The following is an 18245-nucleotide window of genomic DNA, read 5'->3' as shown; positions in this document are numbered from 1 at the left end:
AGACGCTCTAATCAGCCGCCGGTACGCTCAGAATGCGGGGCACGTGGCCTGTATGCACAAGGAAATCGACGAAGGCGGCATGCGACAGCGCCACCGTGGCCGTGTTGCGCAGCGGATGAGCTTGCACTGAATCCGCGTCCCACACAGCCTGGTCCAGCACCAGTTCCACCGCCTGGGCGCTGTCGTGTATCAGCGCAAACAGGCTGACGGACCCCGGCGTAATACCCAAGTGCTGCAGCAGGCGTTCGGGCGAAGCCATGCTCAGCTTGCTCGCCGGCAGCAAACGTCCCAGCGCCGCCAGGCCGACGCGCTTATCGAAAGGCACGATGACGAGAAAATGCCGGCGCCCCTTCTCGTCGCGCACGAACAGGTTTTTCACCATCAAGCCGGGCATGGCTGGCACGTGAATCAGTGCTTCATTGATGGTATGCACGGCCGGGTGCTCGACGACTGGGCAATCGGCGGCATTGCTTTCCAGCCAGCGGGACAGGGTTTCTTGCATGGTGATTCCTCAGCTCGGACGCGATGAGGAATTGTAGCGGGTCAATGCGTGGCGGGGATTGCCCTCAAGGCTTATTCTCCGGCTCCTTGTCAGCCTTGTCGGCCGCCGCCAGCCCCCAGTCATTCCAGCCTTCCCCAAACAGCTCGATCGGATGCTGCGTGCGCTCGGAACCATTGCCACAACGCATGGCGTCCGGCGGACAATACTTGTCGCAGCCCCAACAGATGCGCTCGGGGTTCTTGGGATTCAGGGGAAAGGGCTTGGCCATGGGAAGGACGCAGTCGGTTGAAGTCTCCTTATTGACTCTAGACCCGGCGCGGGACGTGGTCAAATGAATTCCAGTGAGGAATTTGTCCGAGGTCAATTCTATGCAGATGGCGGGTGTGGCGGCAAGACACAGTCCCCTTCCAGCACGATACGCGCCACATTGGCCTTGCCTTCCGCGGCTGGCCGCGCCTTGAGTTCATCCAGCGCATACACCATCGTCACCATGGCGCCAGGCACGAACAGCTTGATGTCGTGCTTGCTGTGCGTGTAGATGCTCTCGTCGAGTGTCGAGCCATCCTCCAGGCGCAAGGTAAAGCTGTTGACTTGATCCCCACGCCGGCTATCCTGGCCCGCGAAATACGTGCGTTCGATCCTGCCCGTCACCGTTCGGGTCGTGATCCGGCCGGCTTTGATGCTTTCCCATCACTCGTCGGAGGCGAACAGGCCGTGGCTGCCTTTCAAGCCCATGTACGGCCTAGTGATGTCGAGGGTGAGGAATTGCATTTTGACGATGCGGGCCGGGTCTTGTGCCAGGGCTTTGGCGAGGGTATAGACAGGTTTCATTGAGCTGCATTTTACCGAGGACGAGAATTAACATAGCTTATATAAGATTGAAAATCTCGGCTGGATGAACGGCGCTCAGGGAATGCCAGCACTTTATAATATTGCCAATCATAACAAGTACTCATATCAACCAACACTCTCATTGATCAAATAACTATGTTATCAAAAATATTGTCCGGCCTGCTCTTGCGCTCGAAAACCTTGCGCACACTAGTGCTGTTTTCCTTCACACTCGCTTGCACCGGAGTGTCCGCCGAAGGCTTTCAAGACATCACCGCCGGACAAACCTTGGGCAGCGTCAAGGCACAATTTCCCGCTGCAACCATTGAATCCGTCGAAGCCGCATGGGTAACGGAGTCGGACGGTTTCTATCGACTGTCAGGCCCGGGCTTTCCCGGCAAGTTATACTTGGTGTTTTCCGACATGCGGCCTTTTTACCGAAAAATGCTTGAAAAGACAAGTGAGAAAATAGAAGCTTCTCCCCTAGGCACGATCACGAGAAAGGATGTATTCACTTTCGAGTATTGGACTAAATCGGCAAATGAAACTACCGATAACAGTTTAAAGATAAACAATATGCGCTGGGTGCCGGACGCATCCATTCCGCTGCAACGCTATATTGCCAAATATGGGAAACCCGACGAATCGGGTTTCAGCGACGCTAACATGCGGCCCTATGCCGCGTGGACGAAACGCGGTATTTATCTCAATTTATCGGATGATCAGAAAGAGGTTAACTCCGTTGAATTTTCCTTCACAAAAGAAGAGGAACGCGTAGCGTGCCGCAAGAAGCATCAGAAAGCCGATTGGGCCAAGGAGTGTGCATAAGGCAGCACGCAAGCGGCGCCGGATGAAGGCAGGCTTGGGGTATGGACAGATGTATTGTCCGCTGTGAAAGCTTTCTTGATCTCCCTCACGACTTGACGCTGATGCTTGAACGTTTGTGCCGCGTGCAGCAAGTGCCCGTATGGACGGCAATCATCGAATGAAGTCGCCAGGAGCGCGCACCAAGGCTCCATGATGCCAGCGGCTGCCTCGCCGGCATGAACGTTCAGTTATTTGAGCACCTGCACTCTGTTAAAATAGCTAAAAATTTTAATGATCAGATCATGAGTAACCTGGATTTTTCAAACACAAGGAATGTGCTTAGCAAATGAAAGCCATTATATTCTGCACCAGCTTTATTAAAGATGCCCCGTCATGGGAAAGCCGGTATCAACGGTGGCTCGATTACTACCAAGATATTCCAATCAATGCAGTAAAGAATATAATGATCGATGATGGATCGCCATTTCTTCCACCTGCCGACATTATCAATACAGTTTCCGATAGCACCCCGCTGGCTTCGAATGGCGACAAAAACCTCATCATTCGCTTCGATAATAACCTGGGACGGCAAAGCGGGGCCGACTACCCTGGCTGGTGGCGCAGCTTTCTCCACTCAGTCAAGGTGGCAAATGAATTAGGCGCGGATAAAATCATCCATATCGAATCGGACGCCTATATCATGACGCCGCGCCTGGTCAATTTCATCAATGAAATCGAATCAGGCTGGAACGTCCTGTGGTCGCCGCGCTATCGTTTTCCAGAGACGGCCATTCAAGTTATCTGCAGAGATCAATTTGAAATTTTTGAGAAATTCAAGGATAAGCATCCCGATTATTCCTTCCCGGATATTGCAGAAAGGTTGCTTCCCTTCACCACTGTGCACAAGCAGTTCAAGGGCGACCGCTACAGCGATTTCACGAAAAACAGATGGATATTCCGCTCGAAAAAATTCAACAAAATACCCATTTTTAAACATGTGTTTTTCTGGGAAACAATACCGCCGGATGCGGATTTTGTTACGCAGGGCATTCGCCGTCAGGAGTTTGTGTATAGACGGGGTGAAGTGGCTTGATTTTGTGAGGGAGGGAAATGCCAGTTTGGGTTGTAAATATGTTGCTATCGTTACGATGGAATAAACGCGTGTGCGCCGCCCTTCTCGGCTTTCTTGTCGCCGGTGTCGGATCGGCACGCGCCACCACGCTTGACGAGGATCGGACACGCGGCGACATACATGGCTTGTTTGAGATCAGGGATGCTGCAGTAAAATTCATGGCCGCTGAGAATTCCAAAAATGGAACAAGCTGGCAGGTATTGCAGCCGAACCGGAAGATTCTGGTGGCGAAATGCGCGGTAGCTTTGCGAGTGAAATGGGTGCCGAAGAGCCATGGTCTGTCTGGAGCGAATGTTGCTGTGAATTGCGACAAGACCGTAAAGCCTACGATACAACATAAATGGGAAGTGTTTGTGCCGGTCGATAGGGGGCCACAACGCGCCGTAGCTACTCCAGTAAATTCCTGAGAGCCCCCCTTCATTTTGAGCAGTAGGTGCAAAGAAAATAACTAAAAAATAATTATTAACAAGAGCATCATCACTGAATAGTATCGATTTGCACTTTTGAAAAGTCATATAATTTATCACGACTTCTTTTCACGCTAGAACATTGACCGTAGTAATTTAAAATAATTTTATAATGCCATTAAAAAGTCGATTTTTGCAACGTTTTCCGTAGGTTTATTAGCTTTTTCAGCCTATGCTTACGCGGCAGCGGCATACTCCATTTCATACGCATGCTGTTCCGATGCCAGCTATAGCGAGCAAGTGGGCGAAGGACAATTCCACTGCAATGGTGGAACCACCATCCTCTGGGGGCAATCGACCTCTTACGAAGTGGAGCAAACGCGCGAATCTTGCCGTTCAGGCGATCCCTATGCCGATCCGTGGGGAAACTAAATTAAGTCCTCGCATAGGCAAGATATTTTCTCTGTCTAATTTATTGCACAACATCTGAACAGGAGCGCGGTATAAGCCAGACATCGATTTGCCATGCAGCGGATAAAAGAAGGACCAGTTTTACATAGAAGCTGGTCCTTCTCTACAGATCGGATAGTTTTCCTATTGCTTTAAACCAGCGCCTTGGCTGTATCTATCATCTTTCGTGAATGTATTGTATTGAGCTACCGTTAATTGCTGCACGCAACTCAACGACAGTTTACCGGCCCTCTTCATGCAGCCCTCTGCCGTTGCCTCGCACGATGGCCTGTCTTCCCCTTCTGCCGTAGCGACCTCTCGCCAATGTCGTTCGCTCAACCTCTTCCGAAACGGTCATTTAACGCACACAATCAACCCCACTCCCATCAGAGGAAAGCTCTGCCAGGGGTGAGACTACAATACATTGTTGGGCGGCACTACTCTGCCGTAGTCGGGTCAATGACTGACATGACTTCCGACACGCGGTTTGCAGGGAAGCCACCTTGCTGGGCATGCTCGCGAACGAGCTCTTCATTTGCCGCGATGTAAACACAGTAGATTTTATCGCCGGTAACATAACTTTGGACCCATTGAATTTGCGGTCCCATCTTGCTTAGTACACCGCATGACTTCTGCGAAATGGCTTGAAGTTCTTGCTCTGACAACTTTCCAGCCCCGGGAATATCACGCTCAATAACGTACTTTGGCATAGCGCTCTCCTTTGAGTTTTTCGGGCGAGCACAAGGCTCGCCAATCCCATGCGTCACACATGACGTGACATCTATTAGTTATATACCATGCTGGTGGGTTGATGTTATTTAAATCACCACAGAATACACTAGAGTCTGGTGTGTCGTTCGGACTCGGACTGAGGCGTTGTTGCTACAGGGCGTAAGGGTCCGCTATTCGTACACGAACTAATGCGTTGGATGCTGTGGAAGCTGGCTCCAGTCGAAAAGCTGATTAGAACCACGAACGCGCGCCTGCGGCGCACGGGGCTGCCGCGCAGCGGCAGCGGCTGGAGGATTCGGGGCGGGTGGTCCGGTAGGCCCACTCACGCGCAGGGCGCGCAGGCGTCCTGCTCGCTTCCACCAGGCAATAAAAAACCGCCCGAAGACGGTTTCTTTATTTCTTGGCGGAAGCGGTGTAATGAAATATCTAAGCTTTATGCAGATTTCAAGACACTATACTCCAACCGTACCTACCATTCTACCTACGCATAAAGATCGCTACAAAAAGTCTTTGTATACCTGCACCAACCATCATCACCGGGGCGACATGCTGCAGCTCAACTACGGCAGCGTGGCCGCCGGCTGCCAGGTCATCGTGCTGATCGATCAATCACAGCGGCTGGCTGACTGGGCATCATCAGGCACCCACTACTTCCGTGCCAAGGAGGATGAAGAACCGTCAGTAATAATCTCCCCAACCGCCGACTCGGAAAGAGACTGATATACATTAATCAGCATTTCGCAATCCAGCATGCAATAAACCGAAACGGCACGCCATTGCATACTTTCTTTCCAAACAGCAATTAGGTGCCTATGCAACAGTATTTCCAGTACAAAAAAATTATTCTTTTTTTGTGCAATATTGATAATATGTGTTTTTATTTTGGCAACTTCCTGAAATTTATGCCCGTATAGTAGCAAAGGGCTATCTAAGTGAAAGTAGCGATATAAAAATATAACATTGATAACTGTTAGTATTAGTGATAATTTGTCATCGCAGTATGGTTTTTTGAAACATTAATCGCTTTTCAGGGGAGATCAAGATGAAACTAAAGTCACTCATCGCAGTGGCAGTACTGAGCGCTGCTTCCATAGGTAGCGCTGGCGCTACCGCCTACACCGTCAACCTCGTTAACACCACCGGCAATCTGTGGACCAGCGGCTTCAGCGCCGTGCCCAGCCCACTCGGCGACTTCACCGATACCTTCACGTTCACACCGAACGCGACCTTCGGTTCCACCGCGCAAGCCTTCCTGGCCAACCTGTCCGTCACGGGTTCTGACAGTTCCTCCATCCACTTCACCAGCGCCGACCTGAACGGCATCGGACTAACCGGCTTTGGCGGCCCCACCGTCTTTGGCTATGCCCAGGGTGAGGTACTCGCACCAACGAGCATCCTGTTCAATGGCCCGCTGGTCTTGACAGTGATGGGCAATACCAAGGGCGGCAGCTACGGCGGCGTCTTCAACCTGAACCTGGCTCCTGTTCCTGAACCGGAAACCTATGGCATGCTCCTGGCTGGCTTGGGCATACTGGGCTTCCTGGCACGGCGCCGGAAGCAATCTTGAGTGCTCCTCCAAAAAGACGCTGCGGCGTCTTTTTTTCATATTTACCAAATTGCTTGCCAAGTTATTGGATTTACCGCTAGCACCAATACAGAAAATAAAAAAAGCCCCAAAGTTGGAGAAACTTTAGAGCTTTAACGTAATGTTACTTACGGGCTATTATTACTTTATAGGTCACACGATGGATGGTGTCAAGAAAATACATATTAGCCGCAATCATCAATCAAAATGGTTGCACAATACGCACTTGCAAGAATGGGAGAAACGTCCCTCGCAGCTTTGATCCGCCCTCCTTCAGGGCGGAGAACGGTCCGGGGTCAGATACCGGCTTTCAGACACGGACTGATGCGTTGGGTACTATGGAAGCTGGATCAGTTGAAAAGCTGATTAGAACCACGACTACCAATCTAGCTACACACGCACATCGTACATAAAAGTCTTTACATACCTGTGCCCTCAGCACAACGCGTACAAGGAATAACGTTCGCCTTTGCTATCCGATATCATCGGTGCGGTGAAGTAAATTCATTCGCTGGCGCTCCAAGATGACCCTCAACACAACTGTCAGCATGGCGCCGATGTGCGCAGGTGCATTTTCTCTTTGAAATTTACTACCAATCAAAAGTAATCGGCTTTGTACCTCAACCAAGTCAACACTTGCGACGTTGGCGGCTATCAGGTCGCCAAGCTCAAGGCCAAGCACATTGTAAAACTCACGCTCTTGGTCAAACTGTTCCGAATGTCCGTCAGAGACAAGGATATCTGAATTCATTCTTACCTCCTGGAAAACCCGGCAGAAAATATAAATTCAACAACAAAATGACGAGCCGATACTACAATATTAACGTAAATCGCCGATACACTCTGGTCGAGACATAGTCTTGTGGCATACAAAGTTATTGATCTGGATCAATACTATCGGGTATTTCTGACGTCTGGCAAGCTCGTCAGAACATACGGTGGCGGTCTTCTCAAGAAGGGAAATCTCATGCAATTCTCGCATAAGCATTGTATGGGGGTATGAGTACTATTTAACAACAGAGCTCTGTACGAATGACCTACATCGGGAAGTCATCGTGTTTATGAAAATTGGGGTGCCATGTGCTTTGCTGGATCAATCTGTGCCGTACAGCACACCCAGCGCTTTCAGATCGATGAGAGCTGCTGAAATTGAAGCATCCGCCTACGCGCATGAACTGGTCGCAAGTCAGGCGATTAAGGTTTTTTTCCACTCTAAGACCAGGCAACTGACACGTTTGCCGCTGTGACACCCGACTTCATGGAACTTCGCGCAGCCAGAGGGATCTAATTTGTTACAACTCTGTGAGCTTGCAAATGTATGAAGTCTACTTATCCGTTGCAGACAAGCACATTTATGAATGGGCCAAGACCAACACACGCGACGAAAGCGTCGCAAAGGCCGCGTTTCGAGAACTAGTCGGCTACGCATTTCTCAACCAGCAGCCTTATCAGGTCACAATGTTTTGTAACGGCGAGGTCATTGCCCAGCACCGTTTTGACAGTCCAGTCGGCAGTAGTTTTAACTGGGGAAGACGAGAGCTCCCTGTAGATATTGAATGCCCTGAGAAGGGTTGATCCAGAAAAGTTAAACCAGCTTTAATGATCGAAGTATCAATTCTATGTTACCAAGGCGATACGATTCCGACACTTAAGCACCGACACTCAACAGGCCGAGTATGTCGTCCAAGTCTGCCGGCTTGACCAAATGATGATCGAAACCCACGGCCTTAGTCAACATTCGAGTGACGTCATCACTCCAGGCAGTAAGGGCAACCATTTTGATGTGCTGGAAGCGAGTTCCCTGCCGGAGGGTGGATGCGACCTCCAAGCCGTTCACCCCAGGCATTCCTAGATCAAGGAAGACCACATCAGGGACAAAACTATCGGCCGTCCGTAGTGCCTCGGCCCCGCCATATACGGGGACAGCTTCATGGCCACACATCACAAGAAATTCCGCGACAAGATCGGCGGCATCACGATTGTCATCAACAATCATGATTCGCAAGGAGGAGATTTGATTTGCCATACAGCACCTGCCGTTCATGAAATGCATCCACATGTAGGGACACATATTGAGCCGGCAAGTTCAAGGCGGCTGAAATTTTGAACAGTCAGGGGTGAGGACTGAAGATAAGATTACTTGATGGAAATCATACATAACTTTCAGAAAACATGCATGAAATGAAATAATGCTACTAGTTTCCATTGAACTGAAAACGCACGCTCATTGTTGACTTTACCGTGCGTTGCAATTTTTTAAATTGTTTTAAAATATAGATCCCGGATAACTTCCTAACAAGCTTTCTCGACGGAGGCGTCAGTGGGAAATAACCAAAAAGTGCAACATGGTGACTACGAATACCAAATAGTCAGCTACAAGAAAGTAGACGGGAGGTATCAAGGCATGATTCTTCTTATTGCTCATGCCGGGATACCGTATTCCCCTATTGTGGAAATTCCAACACCAAGCTCATTTAAGTCGGAGTGTGCTGCACAAATCGAAGCCTCGGCGCTAGCATGCCAACTCATAGAAACCGGTGCGGTTGCTGCACTTGTTGCACAAGATGGCAAATCCGATTCTTGGCCGAAGGAACCTTAAAATACTCTCTAAAGTCAGCTCCTTGCGGTGCCAGCGTCTCCATATTTACAAGCAAGAGGTGAGAAAATGAATGATGTATTTTTATCACCAAATTTCGCTAACGAACGCAGAATTGACGCTCTATCCAGTCGATCGTCAATTCTGCTATCGACATGGAAGACGATTCGGATCTCTACATGCCATCCTCTACATGCGTCGCCATAACATTGACATGTCCGTGGCAGTAAGGGTTGTTTTAAGGCGCGCCGAAAGGAGACACAACATAGCTTGGTCAACCTGTGAACCTGGCGGCTTTGCTGATTTTGAGGCTGGATCGAATGTTGCATACTGCACAGCCAGAGTCGTAGTCCAGAGCGGTAATCAAGTTTGATACTTTGACACGGCCTCTGCTTTTATAGAACTGGCGTCGTAAAATTTGCACTGCGTTGAAACACAAAGCTTTTAAGCTTTTGTCCGATTGTCAGACCGGCCTCTCGCTCGCAAGCGCCCAGCGCATGTTCATTTTTTCACACGCGGCGAAATTGGATCAGCTACAGCCACCAGGCGTTCCGCTGGATACTGCTGAAACAAATCCTCTTCGGTCACAAGTGAACCATCAAGCCAGCCGTGATACTGATCCGGGTCGAGGATCATCACCATTCGCTTTTCATCATCCGGATTGTGGAAACGCTGCATGAGCGGGTGGCCATCGGCGTTTATCGTCAGCATCGAGAACGACAACAGCAAGTCTTGCGGCCGGAATCCCATATTCCGGGGATGGCGGCCGGCATTCCATCAGCACGCTCGATGCGCCAGCGGATCGGCTTTCCAGTCTCATAGCAAGGTTCGAAGAAATTATCCGCGGGGATAATGCCGAACTGTTTGCGCTTCCAGGCATTGCGGAAGGATGGTTTCTGCGCCCCGGTTTCGGTGCGGGCGTTATAGGTCTGGCGCGCCAGCTTCATATCGGCCCAATGTGGAACCATCCCAAAACATGCCGGCGCAACTTCTATTGCACCGGGCACGTCGTGCGAAGCGCGAATGATCGGCGCCATGTAGCCTGGCCAGGCTTCCGGCGGCAGGTGAAGACGCGAGGGTCAGGTACGGCTTTCATTCAGACACGGACTGATCAGTTGGGCGCTGCGAAAGCTCGCTCAGTCGAAAAGCGGATTAGAACCACGAACGCGCGCCCTCGGCGCGCGAAGCTGCCGCGCAGCGGCAGCAGGGGGAGGATTCGGGGCGGGCTGGGCCGCTAGGCCCAGCCCTTCGAATCTCACATGCAGGGCGCGCAAGCGCCCTGCTCGCTTCCGCCAGGCAATAAAAAACCGCCCGAAGGCGGTTTCTTTATTTCCTGGCGGAAGGGCGATCAGCGAAGCAAATTATTTGTCCAATGGGAAATCACAGTTCGCGCACTGGGAATTGGAACACTACGCAAACGCAAATGCATTCTCCCCGGCCCACCTGATCAAAAAATCAATAAAAATGCACCAATGGCAACTTTATATGTCATATTTTCTATAGTACATCTCTACAACGAGAACTTGAAAGAAGAAAATTACTCACCGAGATAAAATTTTCGCAAGGCTGTTTTACCCCCCTACGCCTCATCCCCTGCCCCGAAGCACTCCTGCAGACCTGTGATTCGATTGAAAAAGAGAACATTTAAATCAAGAAGCATCTATACTTAATAACGCCTCCTGACAAGAGTAAGATTGGAAATGAAAGGTTTCTTAAGAAACTAATGAACACCACAGCTATATATGAACATAGTCATTATCACTATCAAATAACTTCTCGAAAAATTTCATCTTGGCAATATCAAGGGGTGATCCTTGTACTAGCATTTGATGAAATTCTTTATGACCCCTCAGTGGAAATTACCACATCAGCAACATTTAAAAAACCCCATGCAGCAGAAATTGAGGCAACCGTACTTGTATACGAACTTATCGAAAGCGGGGTGATAAAAACACTACTTCCAGTAAATGTATCGTAGGATGTGACACAATTTATTGAAAGCCAAGCAACCTTTAATACAGTGGCATGGTTAATTCGAAACAAGTGTTATTACCAAGGCAACAGCACACTTTCTTCGATTTAAGTTCCTACTATATATCCTTGACACTCAGCTTTGCGGTGTGAGCGTGTCAATACTCGTAGCGCTAAAAGTATCGGAACATTATTTTTAGCCAAATACTCAGCAGCAGTAGCAGTGTCAAGCATTTCTTGGATGATGACTCCAACGTCAATTTTTTGTGCGGTGAATGTGTCTTGCCTAAAATTATTCAAACTGTCGTTAGCTGCAGCAGCCTCCCCTCTAACTAAAGAAATATAAGTTTCCATTTTTACCTCATCAATAAAGAGGAAAATAGCCCCTTTTTCTTTATACGCACGATAGACCAATTTGTGGCCGTTGAGAAAACATTTTCTCTAATCGAGTCTTTAAATTCGTAAACTTTTAACTATCAACCTGCATGTTACCGTACGGAAAATTATTGCAATAAGTACACTGATTTGATGTCGGACCTGTCCATGCACATTCCGCGCACCGGCTGTTCAATGCCGACCTGTTCAAATGGCATATCGTGAGTAGGAAATTGAACTGCGGCGGACACGGTTTCCGATTGCCGTACTGGTGGCCGTAGACTGAATAAGGACACGCCGTATGGCCGCGATACAGCCCAGCCAGTACCTGAAAACGTCTCTTCCACGGCGTTAGCACCAGGTCCGCTAAAAACCGCTCACAGTGCGTCAAAATGCGTCAAATCGCATCCCCCCTCTTCGCCCCGCCGCACCAGTCCTCATGCGCCTTCGGCCATGGCGCACATTTGAGTCAAAAGAGCCCTATAGCGGGCAGGTGTGGAGGGGGGACAACTGCGCGCGCCGGGCCGAAACGGGCATTTTTCTTGCTCTTGGCACAATATCATTCGTCGGGACGTGAAAAAGCCGCCTCATGGGCGGCTTGTGTGGTGGCTGGGGAGCTCCGACGCGGCTGGGCTGCGCGGCCCCGCCCTGCTGGCTATCACGGCGTGACGGTCATCCTGTGCGGCCGGCGCGCGCCTTTGCCGCTTGCTCCTTCTCGTAATCATCGCGGCAGTTCACATCGCAGAACAGCAGCTCCGGCGCCAGTGCCTAATCGCAGTAGTGGCAGCAGCCATGCGCCACCAGGCCCGGCCGGCGCCGCACGGCGGCCAGGCCGCGCGCCACCTCGGCAAAGATGATCTTGTCGGTGTTGTCGATATGGTCGCTCATTGCGCGCCCTCCCCGCCTGTGGCCAGGTCATACGGCGCGAAGCGCACCACTTCCACGCCCGCCCACTCATTGATCGCCATGAACTGCGCCTGCAGCGGCACCAGTTCATTGCGCGCGAAGACGCGCGCGGCCGGTTCCACGGCGCCGAAGCCGCCGGCATTGTTCGGCAGGATGCCAATGAGCTGCGGCGGCACCCGGTGCGCGGCAAGCTGGTCGTCGCGCGTGACACTCCTGATGTTGAACAACTCGTCCTTGGCGGCCACGTCGGACACGGGCAGAATCTGGATGCCGTCCTTCTTGCCGTTCGGTGCGTACATGAACAGATTGCGAAAGTTGCCCGGCCCCTTGCTGTCGCGCATGGCCTGGCGCAGGTTATCCACGTCCTGGGCGAGAGGGCCAGTTCTGCCATGCAGATACGGACTGATGCGCCGGACGTCGTAGAAGCTGGTTCAGTTGGAGACCCAATTAGGACGCGAGGGTCAGATTGAGTTAGTCCGGCTTTCAGACACGAACTGATGCATTGGGTGCTGTGGAAGCTGGCTCAGTCGAAAAGCTGATTAGAACCCCGAACGCGCACCCACGGCGCGCGGGGCTGCCGCGCAGCGGCAGCAGGTGGAGGATTCGGGGCGTGCTGGGCCGGTAGGCCCAGCCCTTCGAATCTCACACGCAGGGCATGAAGGCGCCCTGCGTGTGAGATTCGAACTCACGAACAGTTTAACCCGTCGCTAGTTTTCAAGTCTCTAAAATATTCATTCAATATCAGTAGCTTAGAGTAAATTTCCTTCCGCATCCAAGGTTTTCTATCGCCTCAATTCCCTCCTGTTTTCGCCGCTACGGACAGACGATGCGGAAACGATTTTGCTATGAAAGATGACCTATCCGAATGTAAGCAGTTACATCTTGTAACGTGCGGTAGCGTACGGATTTTCTTATGGAAATGTACAACACTGCGTAGGGGTCAGCTTTTCCCCAAGCCGAGCCTTACCTTCGGTTCCAAAGGCGAAAACCGGAGAAATAGATGATTTTAATAGTAGAAGATGATGTCGACTTGGCGGAAACCTGTTCGATGGCCCTGGAGTCCAGCGGATACGAAGTGCAAATAGCACACAGTGCCGAGGAGGCTATTACGAAGATACAGGATCGCAAACCGGATTTGCTCGTCTCCGACTGCGCCATGGCTGGCCAATCAGGCCTGGAGCTCAGTCAGCAATTGCGCACTCAATACAGCAGCAGCACTTTACCGATCTTACTGATGAGTGGCTCACCGCGTCGCCAGGTTGCTCCTGGCAATAGTTATGAGGCGTTTCTCAGCAAACCCTTCCTAGTAGAGTCCCTTTTACTTGAGGTAAAGAAGTTGCTAAATGAATATGCCACCACGCCGATTAAACCTACGCAGGGTAACGAATGAAATTATCGAAATTCATTGCCTCAAATCTAGAGATAATACTAATGGAATGGGAGGACTTCGCCGGATCGCTGGCTCCCCTTGAAGATGCAACCAAGATCGAGCTGCGCGACCATGCGGCGGCAGTACTCCGGGTCATTGCGAAAGACCTTGATACACCGCAAACAGAGCACGAGAGCATTGCAAAGTCCCATGGCAAAGCCGTCTCCTCAGAAAACAATACTGCGGCAGAATTGCATGCTGAGGAACGCGTAGCAGCAGGTTTTTCCGGCGAGCAAGTGATGGCCGAATACAGGGCACTACGTTCCAGCGTTTTGAGATTGTGGGCAAAGCGAAACGAACTTACCACCGGGGACGATATCCAAGACATCATACGTTTTAACGAGGCAATTGATCAGGCTCAAACCGAATCAATGGCCCGCTACACGCACATGCTGCGTGAGGCGCAAAACCTATTTCTCGCTATTCTTGGGCACGATGTGCGCACCCCACTCGGGGCCGTTAGCATGGGTGCTCAAATACTGCTGATGGATCAGACTTTGCCTTCCAAAGCATTGAAGGTAGGGCTACGCATTCTGAATAGTTCAAAACGCATGGATGCGATCATACGCGACCTCCTAGACTTCTCAACCACTCACCTTGGCTATGGAATACCCATTGATCCACGCACTATTGACCTTTTGGAAATATGCCAGCACACCCTCGATGAAGCAAAAACTTTCCATCCTGACCGCAAGTTTGAACTGGTAGCAGAAGGGAACTTGACCGGCACATGGGATGGACAGCGCATAGGACAGGCGTTTTCAAATCTAATATCAAATGCAATCCAGCATAGCTCCGCTCACAGCGCCATCAGGATTACAATCATTGGCTCAACACAAGAAATCACCTATACAGTCCATAATGAGGCAGAGGTCATTTCACCTAAAGTACTGCGTACGCTGTTTGATCCCATTAAGCGCTTCGCCATACGCCCCCCCAGCGAACGTGTGGGTCCGCGCATGCAGAATTTAGGCTTGGGTCTGTATGTGGTGAAAGAGATTGTCACCGCACACCTTGGAGACGTATCTGTCACCTCAAGTGCGGATGATGGGGTTACTTTTACAGTACGTCTGCCACGACAGGTCCCGCAGCGAAGGCGTAATGATTAAGAACGCCTGACGAACCCGCTACGCGTCGTGGGTCGCGGCCTACTTACGCATTCGCCCGACATGGTATATGCGCTTGTACAGCTTCTGATTCGCAGGTCATCGGGGTGCCTTATAGCACAACCCGCCCAGGACGGTTCTGTCAGACGTTGCAAGCGTCAGTACTGCAGCGCAGACTTCGGCAATCTTATCGAATAGCCTACTCAACTGGTGGGTGGATATAGCAGCGAAGCATTCGCGGTATCAGTAATACTATTCAATATTTCTTCTATGGATGCAGGCTTGACAAGATGCATATCGAAACCCGCCAGCCGCGCCTTATATCGAGTTTCATTGTCTCCCCACGCGGTCAGTGCTATCACCTTGGCAGATGTAAACAAGTCCGATTTTTTGAGTTCTCGCACCACATCAAAACCATCAACCCCAGGCATACCGATATCTAAAAAAATAACATTTGGCACGAACAATTTAGCCTGTAACAGAGCCTCTGCCCCCCCATAAACAGGAACAGCAACGTGACCAAACATAGTAAGGAGGTCTGCCAGCATGTCTGCAGCATCACGGTTGTCGTCTACCACTAGTATTCGTCGGGCCGGCGATTGATTTTTCATCATATAACAACAAATCAAAAAATAAAAAACTGGTCGCTATTTGACATCCTTCACGCAGCAGCGCCGATGAACTAAGGACTAACTTTTATTGAATCATGTCCTGTACAAAAAGCGATAGGACTCAGTCATGCGCTTCCTAAGACAAATTGCTATCTTTCCCGACAAGTCGTCTCATGTTACGACTTCCTTCCTTGGAAGAGATATAGTAAAAATACAACCAACATCCGGAATACTGTGTACACTAAGTTCTCCCCCATTCGCGGCTACACTTTGCTTCGCTATCGTAAGGCCTAGACCGGCACCACTTCTATTTTTACCACTTTGTGAAAATGGTAAAAAGATTGACTCTTCCGTTCCTCGCGGCAAGCCACCGCAATTGTCTTTCACATCAATTCTAATGTTTTGTGCTGACGCATAAGCGCTAAGTAGTACTTGGGTATTTGGCCGTGTAAACTTAAATGCATTCTGCAAAATATTTGCCAATGCAGCCAGCAATAGCGGTCTGTTACCGGAAATAGCCAAATCAGTATCCACTGGCATTACTTTAAAAGTACAGCTTGAATTTCCCGCTGATAACTCTGCGGAGGCCTGAGCCTCTTCAATAAATGACGATAAACTAAAGGTACTTAGGTTGATAGCTGAATGACCGACTCCCTTGATATCTTCTAGGGAGTCATCAATTAACTTACTTAAGCTAAAAATACTTCGCTCTAGTATTGAGCCTGTGGCGCCGGAAAGATTCAAATTGCCGATCTTTGCAGCAGAAAATGCCAAAGATGTCGTACCCAATAAGTTTCGAAGTTCATGAACGAAGTATCCTAGACGCGCGTTATTGTCTTTCACAAGTCTTTCTTCGGAGATGAAGTCACGTTGATAGCTGAATTCTGTTACCGCATCTGCAATCGCATTGTCCAAGCACCGGTTCAACGTTCGAAACTCGTCAATCTGAAAAGGGGCATCCCGCTCGATTGCCAAATCCGTAATCGCCTGACAGAGGTCGCCATAGTCATGAACAACCTGATCAACAGTGAACCCTAATGCTAACAACTCTCTTCCATGCGCTGCGGCTGAAACACCCATCTCAGATAGAGCTAAACCACCACCAGCAGGACCTGATATTTTTTGGCTATCCGTTGAACCAGACGTTTGCTCAACCGCCAATGTCCTGATCAACTGATCTAGAAACAATGGTACTCCATTCTGTAGCTGCACTTTGGATGCTTTTCGACCTGGACGAAGCGAAACCTTTTCCCGACATCGGGCAGCAAGGTTCTCTCGATTATTAATGAGAAATTCGTGCATCATTGTCTACTCCTATGGGCATCGTCTGACACCTACAGCTTGATGCCGGAAAAGCACCACAGCTCTAATCAATACTAGCACTCAATGCAAAAAAGGCACTTTAAATAGGCATTCAAGCCCTCGATTCGGTAGCTGCACCCGTCGATCGCCCCTCATAGACTTGCCGGCCATGCTGTATGCGCTCCAGTACCCGAAACCTCACCCTGCCAAGCCGTCCACCTGCTGCACAAAAAACCGCTCAAAGTGCGTCAAAATGCGTCAAATCGCATGCCCCCTCTTCGCCCCGCCGCGCCAGTCCTCATGCGCCTTCGGCCATGGCGCGCATTTGAGTCAAAAGACCCCTAACTAGCGGGCAGGTGTGGAGGGGGACAACTGCGTGCGCCGGGCCGAAACGGGCCTTTTTCTTACCTCCAGGGCAACATCATTCCTCGGGACGTGAAAAAGCCGCTTCGTGGGCGGCTTGTGCGGTGGCTGGGGCGCTCTGGCGCGGCGGGTCTGTCGCTGCTCCGCCCTGCCGGCTATCGCGGCGTGGCGCTCATCCTGCGCGGCTGGCGCGTGCTTTGGCCGCCTGCTCCTTGTCGTAGTCGTCGCGGCAGTCCACATTGCAGAACAGCAGCCCGGGCGCCAGCGGCTCGTCGCAGTAGTGGCAGCAGCCGTGGGCCTCCAGGCCCGGCCGGCGGTGCACGGCAGCCAGGCCGCGCACCACCTCGGCGAAGATGATCTTGTCCGTGTTGTCGACGTGGTCGCTCATGCCGCGCCCTCCCCTGCGGCCAGCTCATACGGCGCGAACTTCACCACTTCCACGCCCGCCCACTCGTTGATCGCCATGAACTGCGCCTGCAGGGGCACCAGCTCGTTGCGCGCGAAGACCCGCGCGGCAGGCTCGACGGCGCCGAAGCCGCCGGCATTGTTCGGCAGGATGCCCATGAGCTGGGGCGGCACGCGGTGCGCGGCCAGCTGGTCGTCGCGCGTGACGCTCTTGATGTTGAAAAACTCGTCCTTGGCGGCCACGTCCGACACGGGCAGTATCTGGATGCCGTCCTTCTTGCCGTTCGGCGCGTACATGAACAGGTTGCGGAAGTTGCCCGGCCCCTTGCTGTCGCGCATGGCCTGGCGCAGGTTGTCCACGTCTTGGGTGTTGGCCGCCGCGTCCGTCATGTAGAACACGAAACCAGCGTGCGAGCCGTTCTTGTAATACTTGCGGCGGAACAGGGTGGCCGCCTCGTTGAGCCAGGCCGATTGCAGGGTGCTCAGGTACTGCGGCACGCCGTACAGCTCCTGGTTCACGTCCGGTTCCATCAGGTGAAACACGCGGCTCTTGTCGAACTGGTGCACGGCCTGGTAGCCGTTCACGAAGAAATATGTGCCCAGGTCGACGCCGCGCCGCATGTACTTGGCCAGCGCATGCCGGTATCCGGGCAGTCTCCCGTGGAGAGTTCTCTAGAGCGCTGCCAAAGGAGAATCTGATATACCCTGTATGCTTGCAAAGGTATGGTCAAAAAA

At 51.2% G+C, this 18245-nt stretch carries 21 protein-coding genes and 3 pseudogenes; 9 read left to right on the top strand and 15 right to left on the bottom strand.

Annotated features, from left to right (window positions below; all coding sequences use genetic code 11):
- Positions 1-7 precede the first annotated feature (7 nt).
- The 3 genes and pseudogenes from ACQ4WO_RS26750 to ACQ4WO_RS28120 form a co-directional block, all read right to left on the bottom strand.
- A complete protein-coding gene (locus ACQ4WO_RS26750; RefSeq protein WP_436483943.1) occupies positions 8-502 on the bottom strand; it encodes a prolyl-tRNA synthetase associated domain-containing protein in 495 nt (164 codons plus the stop codon).
- A gap of 64 nt (positions 503-566) precedes the next feature.
- Positions 567-770, bottom strand: coding sequence for a DUF3079 domain-containing protein (locus ACQ4WO_RS26745; protein ID WP_436483942.1), 204 nt, complete (start codon positions 768-770; stop codon positions 567-569).
- Between the two features lie 98 nt (positions 771-868).
- A pseudogene (locus tag ACQ4WO_RS28120) lies at positions 869-1333 on the bottom strand (immunity protein RhsI2 family protein).
- 171 nt (positions 1334-1504) lie between these two features.
- Between ACQ4WO_RS28120 and ACQ4WO_RS26730 the strand changes: the two are divergent.
- Positions 1505-2161 carry a hypothetical protein gene (locus tag ACQ4WO_RS26730; protein ID WP_436483939.1) on the top strand — a complete coding sequence of 219 codons (657 nt, stop codon included), beginning with the start codon at positions 1505-1507 and terminating at the stop codon, positions 2159-2161.
- Positions 2162-2486: 325 nt separating this feature from the next.
- The gene (locus ACQ4WO_RS26725; RefSeq protein WP_436483938.1) at positions 2487-3233 is read left to right on the top strand and encodes a hypothetical protein; all 747 of its coding nucleotides are present in this window, start codon (positions 2487-2489) and stop codon (positions 3231-3233) included.
- A 50-nt stretch (positions 3234-3283) separates the two neighbouring features.
- On the opposite strand, the gene ACQ4WO_RS26720 is transcribed toward ACQ4WO_RS26725, so the two are convergent.
- Both ACQ4WO_RS26720 and ACQ4WO_RS26715 read right to left on the bottom strand, forming a co-directional pair.
- Positions 3284-3787 (bottom strand): hypothetical protein, encoded by a 504-nt coding sequence (locus ACQ4WO_RS26720; protein WP_436483937.1) that lies wholly within the window; start codon positions 3785-3787, stop codon positions 3284-3286.
- 779 nt (positions 3788-4566) lie between these two features.
- Positions 4567-4839 carry a DUF4242 domain-containing protein gene (locus tag ACQ4WO_RS26715; RefSeq protein ID WP_436483936.1) on the bottom strand — a complete coding sequence of 91 codons (273 nt, stop codon included), beginning with the start codon at positions 4837-4839 and terminating at the stop codon, positions 4567-4569.
- Between the two features lie 439 nt (positions 4840-5278).
- Here ACQ4WO_RS26715 and ACQ4WO_RS26710 point away from each other — a divergent pair, with 439 nt between their 5' ends.
- Positions 5279-5581, top strand: a complete 303-nt coding sequence (locus tag ACQ4WO_RS26710) for a hypothetical protein (protein ID WP_436483935.1) — start codon at positions 5279-5281, stop codon at positions 5579-5581.
- Positions 5582-5903: 322 nt separating this feature from the next.
- The gene (locus ACQ4WO_RS26705; RefSeq protein ID WP_436483934.1) at positions 5904-6428 is read left to right on the top strand and encodes an FxDxF family PEP-CTERM protein; all 525 of its coding nucleotides are present in this window, start codon (positions 5904-5906) and stop codon (positions 6426-6428) included.
- A gap of 490 nt (positions 6429-6918) precedes the next feature.
- Here the strand turns inward: ACQ4WO_RS26705 and ACQ4WO_RS26700 are convergent, their stop codons facing one another.
- On the bottom strand, positions 6919-7197 hold the full coding sequence (locus tag ACQ4WO_RS26700) for a hypothetical protein (protein ID WP_436483933.1): 279 nt from the start codon (positions 7195-7197) through the stop codon (positions 6919-6921).
- Between the two features lie 897 nt (positions 7198-8094).
- Positions 8095-8472 carry a response regulator gene (locus ACQ4WO_RS26695; protein WP_436483932.1) on the bottom strand — a complete coding sequence of 126 codons (378 nt, stop codon included), beginning with the start codon at positions 8470-8472 and terminating at the stop codon, positions 8095-8097.
- 294 nt (positions 8473-8766) lie between these two features.
- On the opposite strand from ACQ4WO_RS26695, the gene ACQ4WO_RS26690 reads away from it, so the two are divergent.
- Positions 8767-9045 carry a hypothetical protein gene (locus ACQ4WO_RS26690; protein WP_436483931.1) on the top strand — a complete coding sequence of 93 codons (279 nt, stop codon included), beginning with the start codon at positions 8767-8769 and terminating at the stop codon, positions 9043-9045.
- A 498-nt stretch (positions 9046-9543) separates the two neighbouring features.
- Here ACQ4WO_RS26690 and ACQ4WO_RS26685 read toward each other — a convergent pair whose 3' ends face one another.
- Together ACQ4WO_RS26685 and ACQ4WO_RS26680 are read right to left on the bottom strand one after the other, a co-directional pair.
- Positions 9544-9753: an SOS response-associated peptidase family protein gene (locus tag ACQ4WO_RS26685; protein ID WP_436483930.1), complete on the bottom strand. Its 210-nt coding sequence runs from the start codon at positions 9751-9753 to the stop codon at positions 9544-9546.
- Positions 9747-10079, bottom strand: a complete 333-nt coding sequence (locus tag ACQ4WO_RS26680) for an SOS response-associated peptidase family protein (RefSeq protein ID WP_436483929.1) — start codon at positions 10077-10079, stop codon at positions 9747-9749. The genes ACQ4WO_RS26685 and ACQ4WO_RS26680 overlap by 7 nt, the downstream gene beginning before the upstream one ends.
- A gap of 222 nt (positions 10080-10301) precedes the next feature.
- Between ACQ4WO_RS26680 and ACQ4WO_RS26675 the strand changes: the two genes are divergently transcribed.
- Together ACQ4WO_RS26675 and ACQ4WO_RS26670 are read left to right on the top strand one after the other, a co-directional pair.
- Positions 10302-10595: a hypothetical protein gene (locus tag ACQ4WO_RS26675; RefSeq protein ID WP_436483928.1), complete on the top strand. Its 294-nt coding sequence runs from the start codon at positions 10302-10304 to the stop codon at positions 10593-10595.
- A 170-nt stretch (positions 10596-10765) separates the two neighbouring features.
- Complete coding sequence (locus ACQ4WO_RS26670) at positions 10766-11020, top strand: hypothetical protein (protein WP_436483927.1); 255 nt, start codon at positions 10766-10768, stop codon at positions 11018-11020.
- A 101-nt stretch (positions 11021-11121) separates the two neighbouring features.
- On the opposite strand, the gene ACQ4WO_RS26665 is transcribed toward ACQ4WO_RS26670, so the two are convergent.
- Entirely contained in the window at positions 11122-11367 is a 246-nt protein-coding gene (locus ACQ4WO_RS26665; RefSeq protein WP_436483926.1) for a hypothetical protein, read from the bottom strand.
- 905 nt (positions 11368-12272) lie between these two features.
- Positions 12273-12662, bottom strand: a pseudogene (locus ACQ4WO_RS26660) (phage portal protein); the annotation flags it as partial.
- A 632-nt stretch (positions 12663-13294) separates the two neighbouring features.
- On the opposite strand from ACQ4WO_RS26660, the gene ACQ4WO_RS26655 reads away from it, so the two are divergent.
- Positions 13295-13684 (top strand): response regulator, encoded by a 390-nt coding sequence (locus ACQ4WO_RS26655; protein WP_436483925.1) that lies wholly within the window; start codon positions 13295-13297, stop codon positions 13682-13684.
- On the top strand, positions 13681-14832 hold the full coding sequence (locus tag ACQ4WO_RS26650; RefSeq protein WP_436483924.1) for an ATP-binding protein: 1152 nt from the start codon (positions 13681-13683) through the stop codon (positions 14830-14832). Before ACQ4WO_RS26655 ends, ACQ4WO_RS26650 begins: the two co-directional genes overlap by 4 nt.
- A gap of 200 nt (positions 14833-15032) precedes the next feature.
- Here the strand turns inward: ACQ4WO_RS26650 and ACQ4WO_RS26645 are convergent, their stop codons facing one another.
- The 4 genes and pseudogenes from ACQ4WO_RS26645 to ACQ4WO_RS26630 all read right to left on the bottom strand — a co-directional run.
- The gene (locus tag ACQ4WO_RS26645; protein WP_436483923.1) at positions 15033-15407 is read right to left on the bottom strand and encodes a response regulator; all 375 of its coding nucleotides are present in this window, start codon (positions 15405-15407) and stop codon (positions 15033-15035) included.
- A 204-nt stretch (positions 15408-15611) separates the two neighbouring features.
- Entirely contained in the window at positions 15612-16745 is a 1134-nt protein-coding gene (locus ACQ4WO_RS26640; RefSeq protein ID WP_436483922.1) for a sensor histidine kinase, read from the bottom strand.
- 532 nt (positions 16746-17277) lie between these two features.
- Positions 17278-17493: a hypothetical protein gene (locus ACQ4WO_RS26635; RefSeq protein ID WP_436483921.1), complete on the bottom strand. Its 216-nt coding sequence runs from the start codon at positions 17491-17493 to the stop codon at positions 17278-17280.
- A pseudogene (locus ACQ4WO_RS26630) lies at positions 17490-18149 on the bottom strand (phage portal protein); the annotation flags it as partial. The gene ACQ4WO_RS26635 and the pseudogene ACQ4WO_RS26630, both read right to left, overlap by 4 nt.
- Positions 18150-18245: the final 96 nt, after the last annotated feature.

Origin of the sequence: Janthinobacterium aestuarii, assembly GCF_051380835.1 — a bacterium.
Taxonomy (GTDB): Bacteria; Pseudomonadota; Gammaproteobacteria; order Burkholderiales; family Burkholderiaceae_D; genus Janthinobacterium; species Janthinobacterium aestuarii.
This window is presented reverse-complemented; position numbering and strand designations above follow the sequence as displayed.